The 18,614-nt window shown below is 71.9% G+C and carries 14 protein-coding genes and 1 pseudogene; 10 read left to right on the forward strand and 5 right to left on the reverse strand.

Translation table 11 applies throughout. The features are described from left to right. From G3573_RS10890 to G3573_RS10905, 4 genes are all read left to right on the forward strand, one after another. Positions 1-1,747, forward strand: a 1,747-nt coding sequence (locus G3573_RS10890) for an alpha-amylase family glycosyl hydrolase (protein ID WP_163261116.1), incomplete at its 5' end; no start/stop codon positions are given. After that, positions 1,744-3,357, forward strand: coding sequence for an alpha-amylase family glycosyl hydrolase (locus tag G3573_RS10895; protein ID WP_240454621.1), 1,614 nt, complete (start codon positions 1,744-1,746; stop codon positions 3,355-3,357). The genes G3573_RS10890 and G3573_RS10895, both read left to right, overlap by 4 nt. A gap of 83 nt (positions 3,358-3,440) precedes the next feature. After that, positions 3,441-5,009, forward strand: a complete 1,569-nt coding sequence (locus tag G3573_RS10900; protein ID WP_163261117.1) for a carboxylesterase/lipase family protein — start codon at positions 3,441-3,443, stop codon at positions 5,007-5,009. A gap of 91 nt (positions 5,010-5,100) precedes the next feature. After that, entirely contained in the window at positions 5,101-5,709 is a 609-nt protein-coding gene (locus G3573_RS10905; RefSeq protein WP_163261118.1) for a ferritin-like domain-containing protein, read from the forward strand. Positions 5,710-5,716: 7 nt separating this feature from the next. Here the strand turns inward: G3573_RS10905 and G3573_RS10910 are convergent, their stop codons facing one another. Beyond that, entirely contained in the window at positions 5,717-7,201 is a 1,485-nt protein-coding gene (locus G3573_RS10910; RefSeq protein WP_240454622.1) for an NAD-dependent succinate-semialdehyde dehydrogenase, read from the reverse strand. Positions 7,202-7,446: 245 nt separating this feature from the next. Between G3573_RS10910 and G3573_RS10915 the strand changes: the two genes are divergently transcribed. The 3 genes from G3573_RS10915 to G3573_RS10925 all read left to right on the forward strand — a co-directional run bounded on the left by G3573_RS10915 (position 7,447) and on the right by G3573_RS10925 (position 11,621). Then, positions 7,447-7,890, forward strand: a complete 444-nt coding sequence (locus tag G3573_RS10915; protein ID WP_163261119.1) for a hypothetical protein — start codon at positions 7,447-7,449, stop codon at positions 7,888-7,890. A 129-nt stretch (positions 7,891-8,019) separates the two neighbouring features. Further along, positions 8,020-8,736 carry a hypothetical protein gene (locus G3573_RS10920; RefSeq protein WP_163261120.1) on the forward strand — a complete coding sequence of 239 codons (717 nt, stop codon included), beginning with the start codon at positions 8,020-8,022 and terminating at the stop codon, positions 8,734-8,736. Between the two features lie 176 nt (positions 8,737-8,912). Next, complete coding sequence (locus G3573_RS10925) at positions 8,913-11,621, forward strand: BTAD domain-containing putative transcriptional regulator (RefSeq protein ID WP_163261121.1); 2,709 nt, start codon at positions 8,913-8,915, stop codon at positions 11,619-11,621. Here G3573_RS10925 and G3573_RS10930 read toward each other — a convergent pair whose 3' ends face one another. Both G3573_RS10930 and G3573_RS10935 read right to left on the reverse strand, forming a co-directional pair. After that, positions 11,622-12,182, reverse strand: a complete 561-nt coding sequence (locus G3573_RS10930) for a hypothetical protein (RefSeq protein ID WP_163261122.1) — start codon at positions 12,180-12,182, stop codon at positions 11,622-11,624. Between the two features lie 9 nt (positions 12,183-12,191). Then, entirely contained in the window at positions 12,192-15,638 is a 3,447-nt protein-coding gene (locus tag G3573_RS10935; protein WP_163261123.1) for an autotransporter domain-containing protein, read from the reverse strand. 195 nt (positions 15,639-15,833) lie between these two features. Here G3573_RS10935 and G3573_RS10940 point away from each other — a divergent pair, with 195 nt between their 5' ends. Then, positions 15,834-16,400, forward strand: a complete 567-nt coding sequence (locus tag G3573_RS10940; protein WP_163261124.1) for a hypothetical protein — start codon at positions 15,834-15,836, stop codon at positions 16,398-16,400. Next, positions 16,397-16,555, forward strand: coding sequence for a hypothetical protein (locus tag G3573_RS10945; RefSeq protein WP_163261125.1), 159 nt, complete (start codon positions 16,397-16,399; stop codon positions 16,553-16,555). Before G3573_RS10940 ends, G3573_RS10945 begins: the two co-directional genes overlap by 4 nt. 63 nt (positions 16,556-16,618) lie before the next feature. On the opposite strand, the gene G3573_RS10950 is transcribed toward G3573_RS10945, so the two are convergent. Beyond that, positions 16,619-17,524 (reverse strand): OmpA family protein, encoded by a 906-nt coding sequence (locus G3573_RS10950; RefSeq protein ID WP_163261126.1) that lies wholly within the window; start codon positions 17,522-17,524, stop codon positions 16,619-16,621. 131 nt (positions 17,525-17,655) lie between these two features. Here G3573_RS10950 and G3573_RS10955 point away from each other — a divergent pair, with 131 nt between their 5' ends. Beyond that, positions 17,656-18,171 (forward strand): hypothetical protein, encoded by a 516-nt coding sequence (locus G3573_RS10955; RefSeq protein ID WP_163261127.1) that lies wholly within the window; start codon positions 17,656-17,658, stop codon positions 18,169-18,171. Here the strand turns inward: G3573_RS10955 and G3573_RS10960 are convergent. Continuing rightward, a pseudogene (locus G3573_RS10960) lies at positions 18,168-18,614 on the reverse strand (hypothetical protein); the annotation flags it as partial. The gene G3573_RS10955 and the pseudogene G3573_RS10960 overlap by 4 nt on opposite strands.

An 18,614-nucleotide genomic window follows, 5' to 3' on the forward strand; every position in this document is an offset into this window, starting at 1 on the left:
CAGGGCCGCGCCGGTCGCGTCTGGCGACGCCTACCGGCAGCGCGCGCCGGAGGACGAGGTGATCTACTTCGTCCTGCCCGACCGCTTCGCCAACGGCGACCTGAAGAACGATCGCGGCGGCCTGACCGGCAACCGGCTGAAGACCGGCTTCGATCCGGCCGACGCCGGCTTCTACCACGGCGGCGACCTGAAGGGCCTGACCGCCAAGCTGGACTACATCCAGGGCCTGGGCGCGACCGCCGTGTGGCTGGGGCCGATCTACAAGAACAAGCCGGTGCAGGGCCGTCCGGGCCAGGAGTCGGCCGGCTATCACGGCTACTGGATCCTCGACTTCACCGACGTCGACCCGCACTTCGGGACCAAGGCCGACCTGAAGACCTTCGTCGACGCCGCCCACGCGCGCGGGCTGAAGGTCTACCTGGACATCGTCACCAACCACACGGCCGACGTCATCAAATACCGCGAGTGCCCGCAGAACGACTGCGGCTACCGGGGCCTGGCGGACTATCCGTACTCGCGCCGCGGCGGGATTGCGGGCGCGCCGATCAACGCGGGCTTCACCGGCGCGAACTTCGAGGCGATCACCAGCCCGGACTACGCCTACACGCCCTACGTTCCCGCCGGCGAGGAGCACGCCAAGGCGCCGGACTGGCTGAACGATCCGCGCAACTACCACAACCGCGGCGACACGACCTGGACCGGCGAGAGCACCGACATCGGCGACTTCGTCGGGCTGGACGACGTGTTCACCGAGCAGCCGCGCGTGGTGCAGGGCTTCATCGACGTCTACGGCCGCTGGATCGACGAGTTCGGGGTCGACGGCTTCCGCATCGACACCGCCCAGCACGTGAACCCGGAGTTCTGGCACGCCTTCGTGCCGGCCATGCAGGCGCGCGCCAAGGCGAAGGGCATCCCGAACTTCCACATCTTCGCCGAGATCTACGACCTCGAGGCGGCCGGGCTGGCGCGCAAGACGCGCCTGGCGCGCCTGCCGGCGCCGCTGGACTACGCCTTCCAGACCGCCGCCATCGCCAGCCTGGGCGGAAAGGACGGGACGGACAAGCTGGCCCGCCTGTTCGAGGCCGACGCGCTCTATCCCGACGGGACGCCGCGGATCACCCCGACCTTCGTGAGCAATCACGACGCCGGCCGCTTCGCGGGCTTCCTGCGCAAGGCGCGGCCCGACATCTCCGACGAAGAGCTCGAAAAGCGCGTCCTGCTGGGCCACGCCCTGATGATGTTCGCCCGCGGCGTGCCGGTGATCTACTACGGCGACGAGCAGGGCTTCGTCAGCGACGCCAACGACCGCGACGCGCGCGAGGACATGTTCCCCAGCAAGGTCGCCTCCTACAACGACAACCGCCTGGTCGCCGGCACGAAGCCGGGGCCCGACGGCTTCTACCGCACCGACGCGCCGCTCTATCGCGAGCTGGCGGCCATGGCGGCGATCCGCGCGGCCGATCCGGCGCTGCGCTCCGGCGACATGACGCTGCGCGCGTACGGCGCCGAGCCCGGCCTGTTCGCCTTCTCCCGCCACGGCGCGGACGGGGCCGAGACCCTGGTGGCGATCAACACCTCGACCGCGCCGGTGACCGCCCAGGTCCGGGTCGACCCGACCTCGAACGCCTGGCGCGCGCTGCGCGGGACCTGCGCGCCGGCGGCCGGCGCCCCAGGAAGCTACGGGGTGACAGTCGCCCCGCTCGACTACATCATCTGCGCCGCCGCGGCGCCCGGAGAACCGCGTTGACCATCCAGCTTCCCGTCTCGCGCGCCGGAACCCAGAGCGACTGGTGGCGCGGCGCGGTGATCTACCAGATCTATCCGCGCAGCTTCGCCGACTCCAACGGGGACGGCGTGGGCGACCTGCCGGGGATCATCGAAAAGCTGGACCACGTCGCCGACCTGGGGGTCGACGGGGTGTGGCTGTCGCCGTTCTTCACCTCGCCGATGAAGGACTTCGGCTACGACATCGCCGACTTCCGCGGCGTCGACCCGGTGTTCGGCACGCTGTCCGACTTCGACCGGCTGGTCGAGCGCGCCCACAAGCTGGGCCTGAAGGTCGTCATCGACCAGGTCTATTCGCACACGTCCGACCAGCACGCCTGGTTCCAGGAGAGCCGCGCCAGCCGCACCAACGCCAAGGCCGACTGGTACACCTGGGCCGACTGCAAGCCGGACGGCACGCCGCCGTCGAACTGGCAGTCGGTGTTCGGCGGCCCGGCCTGGACCTGGGACGCGCGGCGCGAGCAGTACTACCTGCACAACTTCCTGACCTCGCAGCCGGACCTGAACCTCCACCATCCCGACGTGCAGGAAGCCCTGCTGGACACGGCCCGGTTCTGGATGGACCGCGGGGTCGACGGCTTCCGCCTGGATGCGGTCAGCTTCCTGATGCACGACCCGAGCCTGCGGGATAACCCGCCGGTCGCCGCGCCGCTGAAGCGCACCCGCCCGTTCGACTTCCAGCACCACCTCTACAACAAGTCCCACGCCGACATTCCGGGCTTCCTGACCCGGCTGCGGGGCGTGATCGACGCCTACGGCGACGGCCGCTTCATCGTGGCCGAGGTCGGCGGCGAGCTCGCCGACGGCGAGATGAAGCAGTACACGCACGGGCCGGAGCGGCTGCACAGCGCCTACGGCTTCAACTACCTCTACGCCGAGACCCTGACCCCGCAGGTGGTGCGCGACGCCATCGCGGTGTGGCCGGGCGCGCCCGACGAGGGCTGGCCCAGCTGGGCGTTCTCCAACCACGACGCGCCGCGCCACGTGTCGCGCTGGGCGGCCGCGGCCGAACGCGAGCGGGCTGCGCGGGCGTGCATGCTGCTGCTGCTTTGCCTGCGCGGAAACATCTTCCTCTACCAGGGCGAGGAGCTGGGCCTGCCGCAGGCGGCGATCCCGCGCGAGCTGCTGCAGGATCCGGAAGCCATCGCCAACTGGCCCCAGACCCTGGGCCGCGACGGCGCGCGCACGCCCATGCCGTGGACGGCCGAGCAGGCCAACGGCGGCTTCTCGGACGCGCGGCCCTGGCTGCCGGTGCCGGACGAGCACCTGCCGCTGGCGGTGGACCGCCAGGCCGGCGACGAGGAGTCGGTGCTGAGCCTGACGCGCCGCCTGCTCGACTTCCGCCGCGCCGAGCTGGCCCTGCGGCTGGGCGCGGTGAGCATGCTGGACCTGGCCGAGCCGCTGGTCGGGTTCGAGCGCGTGCACGAGGGCCGGCGGCTGGTCTGCCTGTTCAACCTGGGCTCTGAGACCGTCGCGGTCGCGCGGGCGGACTGGACCGTGCTGCAGAGCGTGGGCGGGGCGACCCGCCTGGAGCTGCCGCCGCTGTCGGGCTTCGTGGCCGAGCGCACCTGACGCCGGCTTGACGGAAAAATCGGGCGGCCCATCATTCCCGCACAGGGAGGGCCGTCCGCGTGCGCCGTACATCCGAACGATCGATGAGCGTCAGCCGACGCACGCTGCTGGCCGCCGGCGCGGCCGCCGGCCTCGCCGCGCCGGCCTGGGCGGCCAGTGCGCCCGCCACCGTGGTCGCGACCAAGGCCGGCCGGGTTCGCGGTTACGTTGACACCGGTGTCAGTTCGTTCCGCGGCATTCCCTATGGGGCCAGCACCGCAGGCCGGCGGTTCCAGCCGCCCCTGCCCGCGCCGGCCTGGACCGGCGTGCGGGACGCGACCGCCTACGGCCCGGCCTCGCCGCAGAGCAAGCCAGGCGAGGCGACCAGCGAGGACTGCCTGTACCTGAACGTCTGGACGCCGGGGCTGGACCGGGCGCGCCGGCCGGTGATGGTCTACATCCACGGCGGCGCCTACGCGCACGGCTCGGGTTCGGACCCGCTGTATGACGGGGTGAGGCTGGCGCGGCGCGGCGACGTGGTGGTGGTCACCCTCAACCATCGCCTGAACGCCTTCGGCCACCTTTACCTGGCCAAACTGGGCGGCGCGGCCTACGCGGATTCCGGCAACAGCGGCCTGCTGGACCTGGTGCTGGCCCTGACCTGGGTGCGCGACAACATCGGAGCGTTCGGCGGCGATCCGGGCTGCGTGACCCTGTTCGGCCAGTCGGGCGGCGGGGCCAAGATCGCCAGCCTGATGTCCATGCCCGCGGCGAAGGGCCTATTCCACCGGGCCGCGACCATGAGCGGCCAGCAGGTCACCGCCCAGGGGCCGCGCGGGGCGACCGCGCGGGCGCGCGCCTTCATGGACGCGCTGAAGCTGAAGCCCGAGCAGGTCGGCGAACTGGCGACCCTGCCCTATGAGCGGCTGGTCGAAGGCCTGTCGGCGCGCGATCCGATCGCCGGCGGCCTCTACTTCGGCCCGGTGCTGGACGAGCGTTCGCTGAGCCGCCACCCGTTCTGGCCGGACGCGCCGGCGATCTCGGCCGGCGTGCCGATGATCATCGGCAACACCCGCGGCGAGACCCGCAACCTGATCGGCGCGAGCGATCCCGCCCTGTTCGCGCTGACCTGGGACGAGCTGCCGGCGCGGCTGCAGCCGGCCCTGTTCGTGGACATCGACGCCGAGACGGTGATCGCCGAGTACCGGCGGCTGTACCCGGCCTATTCGCCGAGCGAGGTGTTCTTCGCCGCCACCACGGCCGGGCGGTCCTGGCGCGGCGCCCTGATCGAGCTGGAGGCGCGCGCGGCTCAAAGCGCGGCGCCGACCTGGGCCTACCAGCTGGACTGGGGCTCGCCGATCGACGGCGGCAAGTGGGGCGCGCCGCACATGCTGGACATCCCGCTGGTGTTCGGCACCACCGCCGCGCCGGGCGCCCTGAGCGGCGACGGGGCGGAGGCGCAGGCGTTGTCGGAGCTGATGAGCGACGCCTTCATCGCCTTCGCGCGCAGGGGCGATCCGCGCACGCCGGCCATTCCGGAGTGGCCGCGCTATGGGCTGGAGCGGCGGACCACGCTGTCGTTCGACCTTCAGCCCAAGCCGGTCGATGATCCGCGCGGGGACGAGCGGCGGCTGTTCGCCAAGGTGCCCTACGTGCAGACCGGCACGCTCTAGGGCCAGACTTCCGCGGGAATTTGCGAGGTCGCGCGCGGACCCGGCGCGCGCGGCCCGGGGTTTCGCCCTCGCCCGCCCGCAGGAGGTTTCCATGCCCGACAAAAAGCCCTTCCTGACCGATGTCCGGACGCTGCGCGACCGCGCGCGCCGTCACGTCGAGACCGGCCCGGTGACCGACACCTACGGGGCCGACGCCGCGCGCACGATCGAGATCCTGCAGAGCGTGCTGGCCACCGAACTGGTCTGCGTCATGCGCTACACCCAGCACGCCATCGTCGCCACCGGCCTGGCCAGCGAGAGCGTCAGCGCCGAGTTCGCGGAGCACGCCAAGGAGGAGCAGGACCACGCCATGTGGGTCGCCGAGCGGATCAACCAGCTGGGCGGCGATCCCGACTTCAATCCGGCCACCCTGACCGCGCGCTCGGCGACCGAGTACGAGACCGGCGAGGAGCTGGTCACCCTGATCGAAGAGAACCTGGTGGCCGAGCGGATCGTGATCGACCACTACCGCGAGCTGATCCGCTATTTCGGTGACGCCGACCCGACCACGCGCGTGCTGATGGAGCGGATCCTGGCGGTGGAGGAGGACCACGCCAGCGACATGGTCGACCTGCTGGCCATCCACGCGCCGGAGCGCACGGCGCCGGGCGTCGTGGCCGGCCGCGGCGCGCCGGCGCAGGGCGCTCGGCCGCCGCACTAGCGCGCGTTTAGACGCTCCAGTTGACCAGCTTGGTCTCCAGGTACTCGTCCAGGCCGTAGCGCGAACCTTCGCGACCCAGGCCGGACTCCTTGACCCCGCCGAACGGCGCGACCTCGGTGGAGACCAGGCCGGTGTTCAGGCCGACCATGCCGTAGCGAAGCCCCTCGGCCATGCGCCAGCAGCGCGAGGCGTCGCGGGTGTAGACGTAAGCCGCCAGGCCCGCGCGGGTGTCGTTGGCGACGCGCACGGCTTCGGCCTCGTCGGCCACCCGGATCAGGCCGGCGACGGGGGCGAAGGTCTCCTCGCGGTTCAGCAGGGCGCGCGCGGGCACGTCGCGCAGGACGGCCGGGGTGAAGAAGGCGCCCGGCGCGGGCAGGACTTCGCCGCCGGTCATCAATCGCGCGCCGAGGCCCAGCGCGTCGGCGACGTGGGCCTGCGCCTTGGCGAGCGCCGCGGCGTTGATCAGCGGCCCCTGCTCGGTCGGTCCCTCCAGGCCGTCGCCGATCCGCAAGCTCGCGGCGCGAGCCGCCAGGCGTTCGGCGAAATCGTCGTAGACGGAGGCGTGCACCAGGAAGCGGTTGGCGCAGACGCAGGTCTGGCCGGTGTTGCGGAACTTGGACGCGATCGCGCCCTCGACCGCGGCGTCCAGGTCGGCGTCGTCCAGCACGATGAAGGGGGCGTTGCCGCCCAGCTCCAGCGACACGCGCTTGACCGTGCCCATGCAGCGGGCGGCCAGCATCTTTCCGACCCCTGTCGAGCCGGTGAAGGTGAACTTGGCCACGCGCGGGTCGTCGGTCATCACCTCGCCGATCGGACCAGGCCGGCCGGTGACCACGCTGAACACGCCGGCCGGCACGCCGGCCTCTTCGCCCAGCGCCGCCAGCGCCAGGGCCGAGAACGGGGTCAGCTCCGAGGGCTTCAGCACGACGGTGCAGCCGGCCGCCAGCGCCGGGGCGACCTTGCGGGTGATCATGGCGGCCGGAAAATTCCAGGGCGTGATCGCCGCGACCACGCCGACCGGCGCCTTCATGACCAGCAGGCGCTTGTCACCCTGGTGGCCGGGGATCAGGTCGCCATAGGCGCGCCGGCCTTCTTCCGCGAACCACTCGAGGAAGGCGGCGGCGTAGGCCACCTCGCCGCGCGCCTCGGCCAGCGGCTTGCCCTGCTCGGCGGTCATCAGCCGGGCCAGGCCATCAATGTGCACGTTGATCAACTCGAACCAGCGGCGCAGCACGACCGCGCGCTCCTTGGCGGTGCGGCGCGCCCAGTCCGCCTGCGCGCGCTCGGCGGCGGCGACGGCGGCGAGAGTCGCTTCGCGGCCCAGGTCGGGGATGCGGCCCAGCAGACGCCCCGTGGCCGGATTGGTCACCTCGATGACGGCCTCGCCGTCCAGCCAGGCGCCGTCGACATAAGCGCGCTCGCGCAACAGGTCGGGGCGGGCCAGCGCCAGGCGGGCGCGTTCGGCCAGGGCGTCGTCGCGGTCGGCGGTCAGAAGGGTCACGTCACGCACGCCTTTGCAGAAAGCCGGCACCTGGATCGAGCCGCAGCACCGATATGGTCGAGCCGGGCCTGAAGCGCCACTGCATGCGGCGCCTAGCCCCTTCGTTCAATCGCCCCGGCGCGCGCTCCCGTAGGCATGGCGGCGTCAACGGCGAACGAGGAGCTCCCCATGCCCTGCCACTGCAAATGCGTCTGCGCGCCCTGCAACGGCACCCGCCGCCAGGGGAGAGCGGCGTGATGACCGGGGTCGTGCTGGCTCAGTTGAGCTGCGGCCTGTTCTTCCTGGTCGGCCTCGGCACGGGCCTCTGGAAGTTCCAGGCCATGATGGCGAACGCCGAGGGCGAAGCGCCGTTCTATGTCGACCTCTGCCATCGCGCGGCGCTGATGTACGCCTTCGCCTGCCTGGTCCTGGCGGAGTTCGCCCGCCTGAGCGCGTGGGGCGACAGCGTCAACCTGATCGCCGTCGCCGCGCCGGTCGTGTTCTTCGCCGCGGCCGTCGCGAGCTATGCGGCGCACGGGATCATGAAGGACACCGACAACCAGTTTCGCCGTCCCCACCAACTGGGCGCCCGCGAGGTCCATGGACGGTCGATGAAGACCTTCATCTACCTGCTGGCCGCGGGCGAGATCGGCGGGTTCCTGGTGCTGTTCGCCGGCTTCGTGAAGCACCTCATGGCGTGACGCCCCCCGCATCTCTCCGGCGCAGCTTTCCACGCTGATTTCACGCCTGACGGTACGGTCGGCAGGACGCCTTCCACCCAGACCGGATGCGTCGCGCCGCCGTGGCGCGTTCGCTTCCGGAGGGTACGCGTGTACGCCGCGCTTCAGACCGTTCGACCCGACGTCGGGACCGCCCTGGTCCTGGCCATGGCCAGCCGCCGCCTGCTGCCGCAAGGCGGCCGCAACCCCGGCCTGGTCGACACCATCTGCCGGGCCACCTGCGAGGCGCTGGAGTACGCCGGCGTCGGCCTGGTGCTGACCGACCGCCACGCCGAGGTGCGGTTCGTCAACACCGTCGCCCGTCCGCTGCTGGACGGGCCGATGTTGCGCCTGCTCGACGGGCGGCTGTTCGGCGGCGCCCGAACCGACAGCGCGCGCCTGCACCGCGCCATCGAGGCGGTTACGACGCCGGGCTGCGACACGGCCAAGCCGGTCGCGCTGGCCGGTCCCGGCGAGGTCGAGCCCCTGCACGTCAACATCGCGCCGCTGCAGCTGTTCGCCGAGGCCGCCAACGCCGAACGCCTGGCCATGGTGGTGATCGCCGCCACGCCCACCCCGGTCGACGAAGGCCGGCTGCGCCAGACCTTCAGCCTGACCCCGGCCGAGGCGCGGCTGCTGTCGGCCCTGGTCGAGGGCGAGCGGCTGGCCGACTACGCGACGCGCACCGGCGTCAAGCTGACCACCGCCAAGACCCACCTGCGCGGCCTGTTCTCCAAGACCGGCGAGACCCGCCAGGCCGACCTCATCCGCCGCGCCCTGTCGGACCCGTTCATGCGTCTGCAGTTCGGCCGCAAGCGGCTCGGCTGACCTCGTCCAACGCCGCAGCGACAAGACGCCTCGTCCGAACGTATGAGGCGTCCCCGCCCCCCGTCGACCAAGATGCCGGTTCGACTCGGACGGGGCGTTGGTAGGTGTGCGATTCCGACATCTGGCGGCTGAGACTGCTCGGCGGCTGCACGCTGAGCGGGCCGGGGGGCGCCCCCGTGTCGCTGTCCACGCGCAAGTCGATGGCCCTGCTCGTCTATTTGGCCTGCCAGCCGGAGCGGCGCGCCTCGCGCGAGCGCCTGGCCGCCCTGTTCTGGGAGGACGCGCACGCCGGCCAGGCCCGCCTGAACCTGCGCAAGGCGCTCTCCGCCCTGCGGCAGGAGACCCGGCTTCCCGGCCGGCCGGACCGGGTCCTGCTCGACGCCAACAACGACGCGGTCTGGCTGGTCCCCGGCGCGCTGGCGACCGACGTCGAGACGTTCGAGGCGGCGCTGCAGGGGGATCTCGCGGACGCCTCGACCGCGGCCCGGATCGCGGAGCTGTATAACGGGGACTTCCTCAACGACCTCAGCGTCCGAGGCGCGCCGGCGTTCGAGGACTGGGCGCTGCTGGAGCGCCAGCGCCTGCGCGAGCTGGCCCTGACGGCCCTGAGCGGTCTGCTGGATCACGCGCTGGAGCCCGGCTTCGCGCCCGAGATCGGCGTGCGCGCCGCCATGCGCATGCTGGCGCTGGATCCGCTGCAAGAGCGCGCGCACCGCGCCCTGATGCGCCTGCACGTCCGTCAGGGACGCCGCGGCGCGGCGCTGAAGCAGTTTCACGCCCTGTCCGAGCAGCTGGCGCGCGACCTGAACACGACGCCGGAAGCGGCGACGCGCGAGCTGTTCCGCGAGATCTCGTCGTCGCGACACACGGGCGTCCCGGCGGCCCGGGCGGCCGCTTCCGCCGCCACGCAGGACGACGCGACGGCTCAGGACGGTCCGCCCCCGGCCGCCCTGACCGAGGCCATGACGCCGCCGCCGCGACGCCCCCGAAAGCGCCTCGTCACCACCGTCGCCGCCGCCTGCCTGGCCCTGGTCGCGGTGAGCGGCGCCATCGCCTTCTTCCAGCCGCGGCTGCTGCCCGGCCTGCTGGCGGCGACCGAGCGCGAGAAGTCGGTCGCGGTCCTGCCGTTCGCGAATTTCAGCAGCGAAGCCGACACCGGCCTGTTCGCCGACGGCCTGACCGAAGAGGTGATCAACAGCCTGGCGCAATACGCCGACCTGAAGGTCAGCGGGCGCACCTCGGCCTTCTACTTCAAGGGCAAGGACGCCGACCTGCGCGAGGTCGGACGCAAGCTAGGCGTCGCCTACGTCGTCGAAGGCAGCGTGCGCCGCGAGGGCGACCGGCTGCGCGTCACCGCCCAGTTGATCGACGTCGCCGACGGATTCCACATCTGGTCGGCGACCTACGACCGCCAGATGAGCGACGCCTTCGCCATCCAGGACGAACTGGCCCGCACCGTGGCCGGCGAACTGAAGGCGCGTCTGGAGCCGCCGCGCCGGGGTGCGATCCAAGGCGATCCTGAAGTCTACCGGCTGCATCTGGTCGCCCAGGCGCACCTTCGAAACGGAGGCAAGGACGACCTCGCGACGGCTCGCCGGCTGTTTCAGCACCTGCTCGAACTCGAGCCCGACAATGTCCGGGCGCTCGCCGGCTATGCCGAAGCGACGATCTCCCTGGGCCACAAGCTCGGGCTGCCGCCGGACGAGGCGAGAAGATCCAGCGAGGAGGCGGTCGCCCGAGCGCTCAAGCTGGATCCGAACTCTGCGGAGGCCTATGCGGCCAAGAGCCGGATCTACACCGTCGTCGGCAAGTGGGCTGGCCAGGCGAGCTATCAGGACCTCGCCCTCGAGGCCGCGCGACGCGCGGTGGAGCTCAGCCCGCGCGACCCCGACGCGCTCAGCAAGTACGGCCGTCAACTCCTGATGGCCGCACGTGCGGAGGAGGGCGTGTCCATGCTCGAACGCGCCAGAGAGATCGACCCGCTGGACCGCGACGCGCAGGCCCATCTGGCTGTCGGCTACCGGATGCTGGGCCGCATGGACAAGGCCGTCCAGCAGTCGCGAAACGTCGTCGAACTGTTTCCCGACTACGAGTTCGCGCGTCTGGTGCTCGGCCGCATCCTGTACGAGCAAGGAAAGGTCGTCGAAGCCGAGCGGGCTTTCCGGCAGGTCATCCAGATCAGCGGGAATCCCAGAAGCCGGCTCGATCTGGCGTTCCTTTACGCCAACCTGCATATGGCCGACGAGGCGAACGCCGAACTCGACCGTCTGGAGTCACCGCAGCAGGTGGTCCTGATCCGGCGTACGCTCAAGTATCACCTCGCCCGGGACTTCCGCAGCGCACTGGCCTTCGCCGAGAGCGAGGTCGCCCGAGACCCGGATTCCGCCATGCGCGGGGTCGTGCTTGTCGACGCCGCAGTCCTCGGCGATTACGCCCGGGCGCGCCGGCAACTGGAGTCCATCGCCCCGAAGCTGCTGACCGAGAAGCCCGAGGTTGCAGACAGCGCCATCGACCCGACCGCCGTGGTCGCCGCGCACGTCCTCAATCGGACCGGGGAAGAAGCCCAGGCGCGCCGCATCCTGGTGCGAGTTCTCGAAGCAACCACGCGCCGACCGGGACAGAACCCGTTGCCGGAGCTGTGGCTGGCGCGGATCAACGCCTACGCCGAGCTTGGCGACAAGGAGCGTGCCTTGGCCGAGCTCCGTCAGGCGATCGACGCCGGATTCCACGACGGGCTCGACGCCGGCAACTACATGCCCCTCGACGCCTGGCCCTCGCTCCAGCCCCTGCGGGGCGATCCCCGATTCAAGCGGATGCTCGACGAAATCGACGCCCGCAACCGCAGCCTTCAGGCCGACCTGCTCGCGGCGCGCCGGAAGCGGTAGCTAGGCCACCGCCTCGCCCGCCATGCGGCGGGCCCAGGCGCTCGCGAGGGGCCGGGCGATCACCACCGACACGGCCAGCATCAGGCCGGCCGTGGCCATGTAGACCAGCTTCGGCTCGGCCAGCCCGATCATGTCCAGAAGGGTGCGGACCGAGCCGGCGGCCGAGCCCAGCCGAAAGACCAGCAACAGGTTGAGCAGGCCGGCCAGGCTTTTGACGATCAGCATGGTCGTGGGCAGCAGCAACGGCCCGGCCGCGCCGGCGCCCCAGAGGGGATCCAGCCAGGGCAGCCGCACCGCGTCGCGCCCGGCGATGGCGCGGGTCCGGCCGATCCAGACCATGGCCAGCAGCACCGGCCACAGGGCCAGAAACACCGACCAGGCCTGGAATTCGGCCAGCCCGCCGCCGGCGGTGTCGAACAGGAAGTTGGTCTCGATCCCGCCCTGGGCGGTGATCGCCAGGGTGGTCAGGTGATCGGCCGCGACCGCGGCCGCGTAGATCACCGTGTAGCCCGCCGCCACCGCGGCGAAGCCGGGACCCGCGGCCCGAACGCTCGTGTTCATGGGGTCAGCTCACCAGGCCAGGCGCGCGCCCAGCGACACGGCGTGGCCGCGCGCGTCCTCGGCGGTTTCGAAGTCGTAGTTCGCGTAGAGCGACCAGCCGCGCGACAGCCGCGCGGTGGCCCAGGCGCCGGCGATGAGGCCGGTCTCTCCGGGCGCCGCGGTGGCGATGCGGAAGCCGTCGCCGCCGCCGATCAGCCGCGCCTTGGCCGACCAGCCCTCGCGGGCCAGGTCGCGGTCCAGCTCCAGCTGGCCGCCGAAGTCGAGTTCGACGCCGTTCGGCAGTTCGACCGCGCCGGCCGCGCTGACCCCGGCCCGGGCGACGGTCGCCTGGTAGGATTCGGCCTGCACCTTCAGGCCGGCGTCGCCGGCGCCGCGCTCCACAAGACCGTCCTGGCGAACCGAGGTCCAGGACAGGCCCGCATAGGGGCGCACCGCCAGGCCGCCGACCGGCCGCTCGATCCCGCCCAGCACGTCGGCGCGCACCGACCGGGCCGACGTGTCGGCCGCCGCGCGGCGCTCGGAAGCGACGCCGGTGATCAGCACGCGCGAGGCCTCCACCTCGTGGTCGCCGTAGGTGAGGGCCGCGTCCAGCCAGGCACGCTCGCCGCGCACGGCGGCGTAGACGCCGCCTTCGAGGCTGCGGATCTCGCCGTCGGACCGCGTGCGCGCCTGCTTCAGGTCGGTTTCCGAGCCGCCCACCGCCACGCCGAGCCGCAGGCCGGGCGCGAAGATTCGGTCCGCGCCCATGGCGAAGCCGGAGGTGTCGACCGAGCGGCCGGCGAAGGCGCTGTCGCCGTCGACCCGCGCGCGCCAGCCGTAGGCCGCCGCCCACACGCCGGCCGCCTCGCCCTCGTGGAAGTCGAAGCCGCGACCGCGGCCGACCAGGCCGTCGGCGAAGCGGCGATGCGCGTCGGCGGCTGCGGCCGGCAGGGCCGCGTAGACCTCGCCGGACAGCGAATCCAGCGCCGCCGGGGCGCGCTCGGCGCCGATGCCGTTCAGGTCGGCCCGCACCAGCGCCAGGTCGGGGCTGAACGCGCCGGGGCTGATGAAGGCGTCGCGGACCGCCGCCTGGTTCGGCGTCAGGCCGTCCAGACCGTCGAGCAGCGGCGGCTCGGGCTCCTCCTCGGCGACAAGGCGGACCGAGACCTGCCCCTGCGTGCCGTAGTCGACGAGGTAGTCAAAGAAGAGCCCGCCCTCGACCGCCGCGAACTGGCCGACCACACCGCCGTCGGCGTGCAGGAAGACGTATTCGTACCCCGCCACGGCCAGGTCCAAGGGGACGAACCGGACCGTGCCGTTCAGGGAGGCGGCGCCGGTCACGTGCAGGACGTCCAGCTCGTCCGGGGCGCCGAGCTCGATGTCGAGCCGCCCCTCGCCGGTCTGCACGTAGTCGCCGTTGACGATCAGCGTGGCGAGGGAGGCCGAGCTCGGGCCGAACGGGCTGCCCGGAGCCACCAGGCCGGCGTTGGTCAGGGTCCGTCCGGGAGAGGCGCCGCCGGCGCCGATCCGGCCGTAGCCGAACAGTTGGCCGCCTTCCTCAACCCGGACATCGCCGTCGTGCAGGCCGTGGATGTCGTAGGCGCCCCTCACGGTCATCAGGCCGCCGGCCAGGCTGGCCCCGACGTCCAGGGTCAGGACGCCGCGCTTGACCAGCATGCCCTCGTCGAAGCGCCAGTGACCGGTCAGGGTCGCGTCCCCGTCCCCGTCCTTCTGCAGACGCTCGAAGCCGGCGAACTGCGCGCCGTCGTAGGCCATCACTCCGGTGAGGCCGAGGGTGTCGGAACCGGCCCCGCCGTTGACGACTTGGTCGCCCGAGAACAGGCCGCTCGCGGCCAGCTCCAGCACGTCGTCGCCGTCGCCCAGGTCGATGGCGCCCCCGATCACCCCCTTGACGAACAGCTCGTCGTCGCCGTCGCCCATGAGGACGTCGCCGTCGACTAGGCCGGCATGCACAAAGGTGTCGTGGCCGTCGCCGAAGTCGAGGCTGCCGGTGATCCTGGCGCCCTGGTAGTTGATCGCCAGGTCGGCGCCTGCCCCGAACTGCACGTCGCCGCGCAGCAGGCCGTTGTTGCGGAGACTGTCCGCGCCCGCGCCGAACCGGACGTCGCCCTGCAGCAGGGCGGCGCTCGGCGCGTCAGGGCTCGACGTCTGGAGGCTCAGGCCGTTGAACACGGTCGCCCCCTGCGCCCCGCTCAGCTCGATCGAGCCGTAGAGCGTGCCCAGGTTCTCAACCAGGATCGAGCCGGAGCCGATCGTGGTCGCGACCGCGTTGACCTGGGCGGCGTCCTCAGCGTTGCCGATCACGCCGCCGGCCTGATTGCTCAGCCGGCTGGTCTGACCCAGCGTGGACGAGAGCATGACCACCGACCGACCCGGCTTGAGGTCCGCGTCGATCGTACCGGCGTTGGTCAGGGTGTTCGCGCCCCCTTCCATGACGACCGCGCCGACCTCGCCGCCGTTGGAGCCGCCTCGGATGCTGGCTCCGGCGTTATTCACGAGTGTGCCGTTAGGCGCCATGTAAACGCCATTGGTCCCGGCGCTGACCTCGCCGCTGTTCTCGAAGGTGGAGCGGGCGCCGAGCAGCACCGCAGCCCCCATATCGCTGACGAGCGCGCCGGTGTTCACAAGGCTCGAGTCGTCGCCAAGAGCCACGGCCGATCCCTCGACCGACCGGATCGTACCGCTGTTGGTGACGACCGATTCCTGCGCGCCCTGGACGCCGTTCCCCCCCAAGCCGCTGACCAAGATCTCGCCTCGGTTCTCAAGCAGCGCCGAGCCGCCGAAAACCACGCCGTGGCCAGACCAGCTGACGGCCCGGATCGTGCCCGTGTTCACCACCTTCGTCCCTTCGACCTGACTGGCGATCGACACGGCGTGCAGGAACGACTGGTCGCCTCCGGTGCTCTCGATCAGACCCGAGTTGGTGAAGCCGCCAGCGTCACGCCCGATCTGCACCCCGACGCCGGAATTGCGGATCGTCCCGCTATTCACGAACGCCAGCGACGCGTCGCCGATCACCACCGCCGCAGCGGCGCCGCGGGTGTCGGACGTGATGGTCCCGGTATTGCTGAAGTCGGCCGCGTCGCTCATGGACACGACGGTGTGGGTCGCGGTCAGCGTCCCGGCGTTGTCGAACCCGGCGCCCGCGCCCAACTCGAACACCTTGCCGGCGCCGGTGTTCGTCACCGAGGCGCCCGCGGACACCTGCACGTTCACCTCGGCGCCCCGCGCCCGATAGACGGCGACCGACGCGTCCAGCGACTGGGCGCCGTTCACGACGACGGTGAACTCGTCGTTCTGGAAGTCGTAGGAGCGGGTCAGCGGCCCGTCGCAGACGGTGGTCTGGCCGGCGGCCGGGGTCTCGACCGAGCAGTCGGCCAGGGCGGGCCCGGCGACGGCCAGGACCAGCGCGCCCGACAGGCAGGTGGCGTTCAGCAGCGTGCGTTTGAAGGACATTCGACCTGCCGGACCCAGCCGGCTCCCAAGCTTCAGCGTGGGACCCGTCTAGGTTTCGCCAGGCGAGGCAGCTTCGTCCGTAAGGATGAGATTTGCGGAAACTCTGCGCGCGACCTCCCCCCGATGGAGGAGGCGGGGCCCCGACAGCGACCGTAAAGCGGAGCCTTGGCACCCGTTTCGAGCAGAGGTCTTCCCATGCGCCCCCGCCTTATCGTGCTCCCCGCCGCGCTCGCGGTGCTGGTCGGATCCGTCGCGCCGGCGCTCGCGCGCGACGCCGAGTTCGACGCGCTCCGCGCCGCCGTCAAAAAGAAGCAGGCCGAGCAGGCGACGGCGCCGAAGCCAGCCGCGCCGGCCGCCCAGCCGGCCCGCCCGTCCGTGAAGGCCTTCCTGCCGGCGCCGCCGAAGGGCTGGAAAATGCGCCCCGCCCAGGAGCTGGGCGACTTCTCGCAGGCCTGGGCCAACTACGCGCCGGCGAGCGGCGGCTCGGGCGTGGCGCTGGACGCCACCATCGCGGCCCACAGCTTCGCGATCGGCGGCGCGACGCCGAAGCTGGGCTTCGACCCGGCCAGCGGCATGACCATCTCCAAGGTCACGGTGGCCGGCCGCCCCGGCTACCTGGCGTGGAACGCCAGCACCAGGTCCGGCAAGCTGAACCTCACCGCCGGGCGGTACGAGGTGATGATCGCCGGCCGCAGCGTCGCGCCCGAGGCCCTCACCGCCCTGGCCGCGAGCATCAACCTGACGAAGTTGTCGGCGCTGTGAGCGAGGTCGCGCGAGGCGGCGATCCACGCGAGACGGCCGCCTCCGTCCCGGCCGTCGAGGACGCCGTGCGCGCCTATCTCGACCACTTCTGGAAGGTCGACGCGTGGCTGCACGCGCTGCAGCAGGCCCGGGTCGACCCGGCTCTCCCGAAATGAAAGAGGGCGGGAGCGCGTGATGCGCTCCCGCCCTTGCAGGCCGGATCCCGCGCGCGGGGGACCTCAGGGGGTGCGCACGAGCTCCACGCGGCGGTTCTTCGCCCGCCCGTCTTCGCTGTCATTGGCCGCGACCGGGCGCGTGTCGCCCAGGCCCTCGGTCGTCAGCCGGCCCTCGGCGACGCCGTTGCGCACCAGCCAGGCCTTCACCGCGGCGGCGCGCTGCTGGGACAGGGTGCGGTTGGCGGCCGGAGCGCCGACGTTGTCGGTGTGACCTTCGATCCTGAGCTTCAGCTCCGGGTGAGCGCCCAGCAGTTCGCGCACCTGGCTCAGCACCGCCTCGGAGTCGGCCGTGACGGTCGACTTGGCGGTGTCGAAGTTGATGCCGTAGACGGCGATGCGGCCGTCGGCGGCCAGGCCCGCGTACAGCGACGAGGCGTCGACCGCATAGACCTGCTGCATCTGCTCGGGCTCGACGATGGTCACGCGGCTGACCGGCTCCCCGACGTTGGGGTCGATCAGGATGTTCACGTACATGGCCGGCTGGCCGTTCTTGGTCATGGTGAAGGCGCCGAACAGGGCGCCGTCGCGCGCCTCCTCCATCGACGGCAGGGCCGCGACCTTGCCGGTGACCACGGTGGTGAAGCCGGCCGCCTTCAGCGCGGTCTCGTAGTTGCGCATCACCTGCAGGGCCGAGACCCCGCCCTGGTGAATGTAGAAGGTCTTGTAGACCCGCCCCTCGACCTCCTTGCGGGTGATCTTCGCCTTCGGGGTGGCGACGTAGCCGACCACCATGTCGACGCCGTCGAACTCCTTCTCATCGTGGCTGTCGATCAGGGCGCCCGGATAGTGCCTCACCACCGGGTGCTCCCTGAAGCTGCCGGGGTCCATCTGGGCGAGGGCCGGACCGGCGGCGAGGAGCGGGCCGGCGGCGAGCAACAGGGCGGCGGCGAGGAGGCGGCGAGTGTTCATGGGGTTTGTGAACCGAGCGAGGAACCAGGCGTCAGCTTAGGCGCCGGCGCCCCCTCCCCGCCTCGTCCGAACGCACGAGGCGTCGCCGGCGGCCGCGGCTAGGCTCACAGCGAGTAGAGACGGAGCGTGACGTGGGGCGGTTTTCGTTGAAGGCGGTGGCGGTTCTGTGCGCATCCGCCGCCTTGTCGGGGTGCGCCACGACGGTGGTCTCGGGGCCTCCGTTCGACCTCGACCCGGCCCTGGCCGGCGGCGTGTTCGTCGGCGACATCGAGTACGACCTGAGCGCGCCGCTCAACGACGTGAGCGACGAATTTCGAGACACCTTCACCGATGAATTCGGCTGGGCGCTGGCGGCCTGCGCGCGCGGGCGCCAGACCCTGGACCTGCGCGTCCGCCTGGACGGCGTACAGCGCGTCCAGGCCCTGACCGCGGCGCGCTCCGGCGGAACGCACCGCCTGCGGGGCGTGGTCGAGTTCGTGCGGCCGGGGACCACCGACGTGGTCGGCCGCTATGCGATCGAGGCGGAGGCCGACGCCGGGCAGGGCCTGGGCGCCCTGCTGACCGACCAGGAGGCGGAGATCAGCGAAGCGTTCGGCAAGGCGCTCTGCCGCCAGGCGCGTCTGTGGCGCCTGACGCCGGGACGCTAGGCCGCTTCGGCCACCGCCTCGGACAGCAGGCGGCGGACCAGGTCGACCTGGCGGTGCTCGCCGACCTTGGCGAACAGCTGGCGCAGATGGGTCTTCACCGTGGTGTTGCTGACCCCGTTGTCCCCGGCGTACCCGGCGACGCTGGCGCCGCCGCACAAGGCGACGGCCAGGCGCGCCTCGGAGGGCGTCAGCGCATAGCGCCGCCGCAGCGTTTCGGCCGGCGGCGCGGACGGGGCGCCGCGCCGGTGGAAGGTGAGCACCGCCAGGGGGCCATGCCCCATGTCGAACGGGCGGCGGCGCTCCGGCAGCGGAACGGCCGCGACCGACACGCCGGTGCGCGGGTCGGCGCCCAGGACGGCGAGGCCGCCGGACCTTCCCGCGTCGCTGCGTCCCTCACCCGTCGCCGCCGCGATCAGCCGGCGCAGGACGACGTCGCCCGAGGC

Origin of the sequence: Caulobacter sp. 17J65-9, assembly GCF_010975005.1 — a bacterium.
GTDB lineage: Bacteria > Pseudomonadota > Alphaproteobacteria > Caulobacterales > Caulobacteraceae > 17J80-11.

Bases quoted from the DNA above. Each gene is read 5' to 3' on its own strand.
- G3573_RS10900 (WP_163261117.1), top strand. From the start codon at position 3,441: ATGAGCGTCAGCCGACGCACGCTGCTGGCCGCCGGCGCGGCCGCCGGC.
- G3573_RS10905 (WP_163261118.1), top strand. From the start codon at position 5,101: ATGCCCGACAAAAAGCCCTTCCTGACCGATGTCCGGACGCTGCGCGAC.
- G3573_RS10915 (WP_163261119.1), top strand. From the start codon at position 7,447: ATGACCGGGGTCGTGCTGGCTCAGTTGAGCTGCGGCCTGTTCTTCCTG.
- G3573_RS10930 (WP_163261122.1), bottom strand. From the start codon at position 12,182: ATGAACACGAGCGTTCGGGCCGCGGGTCCCGGCTTCGCCGCGGTGGCG.
- G3573_RS10935 (WP_163261123.1), bottom strand. From the start codon at position 15,638: ATGTCCTTCAAACGCACGCTGCTGAACGCCACCTGCCTGTCGGGCGCG.
- G3573_RS10940 (WP_163261124.1), top strand. From the start codon at position 15,834: ATGCGCCCCCGCCTTATCGTGCTCCCCGCCGCGCTCGCGGTGCTGGTC.
- G3573_RS10950 (WP_163261126.1), bottom strand. From the start codon at position 17,524: ATGAACACTCGCCGCCTCCTCGCCGCCGCCCTGTTGCTCGCCGCCGGC.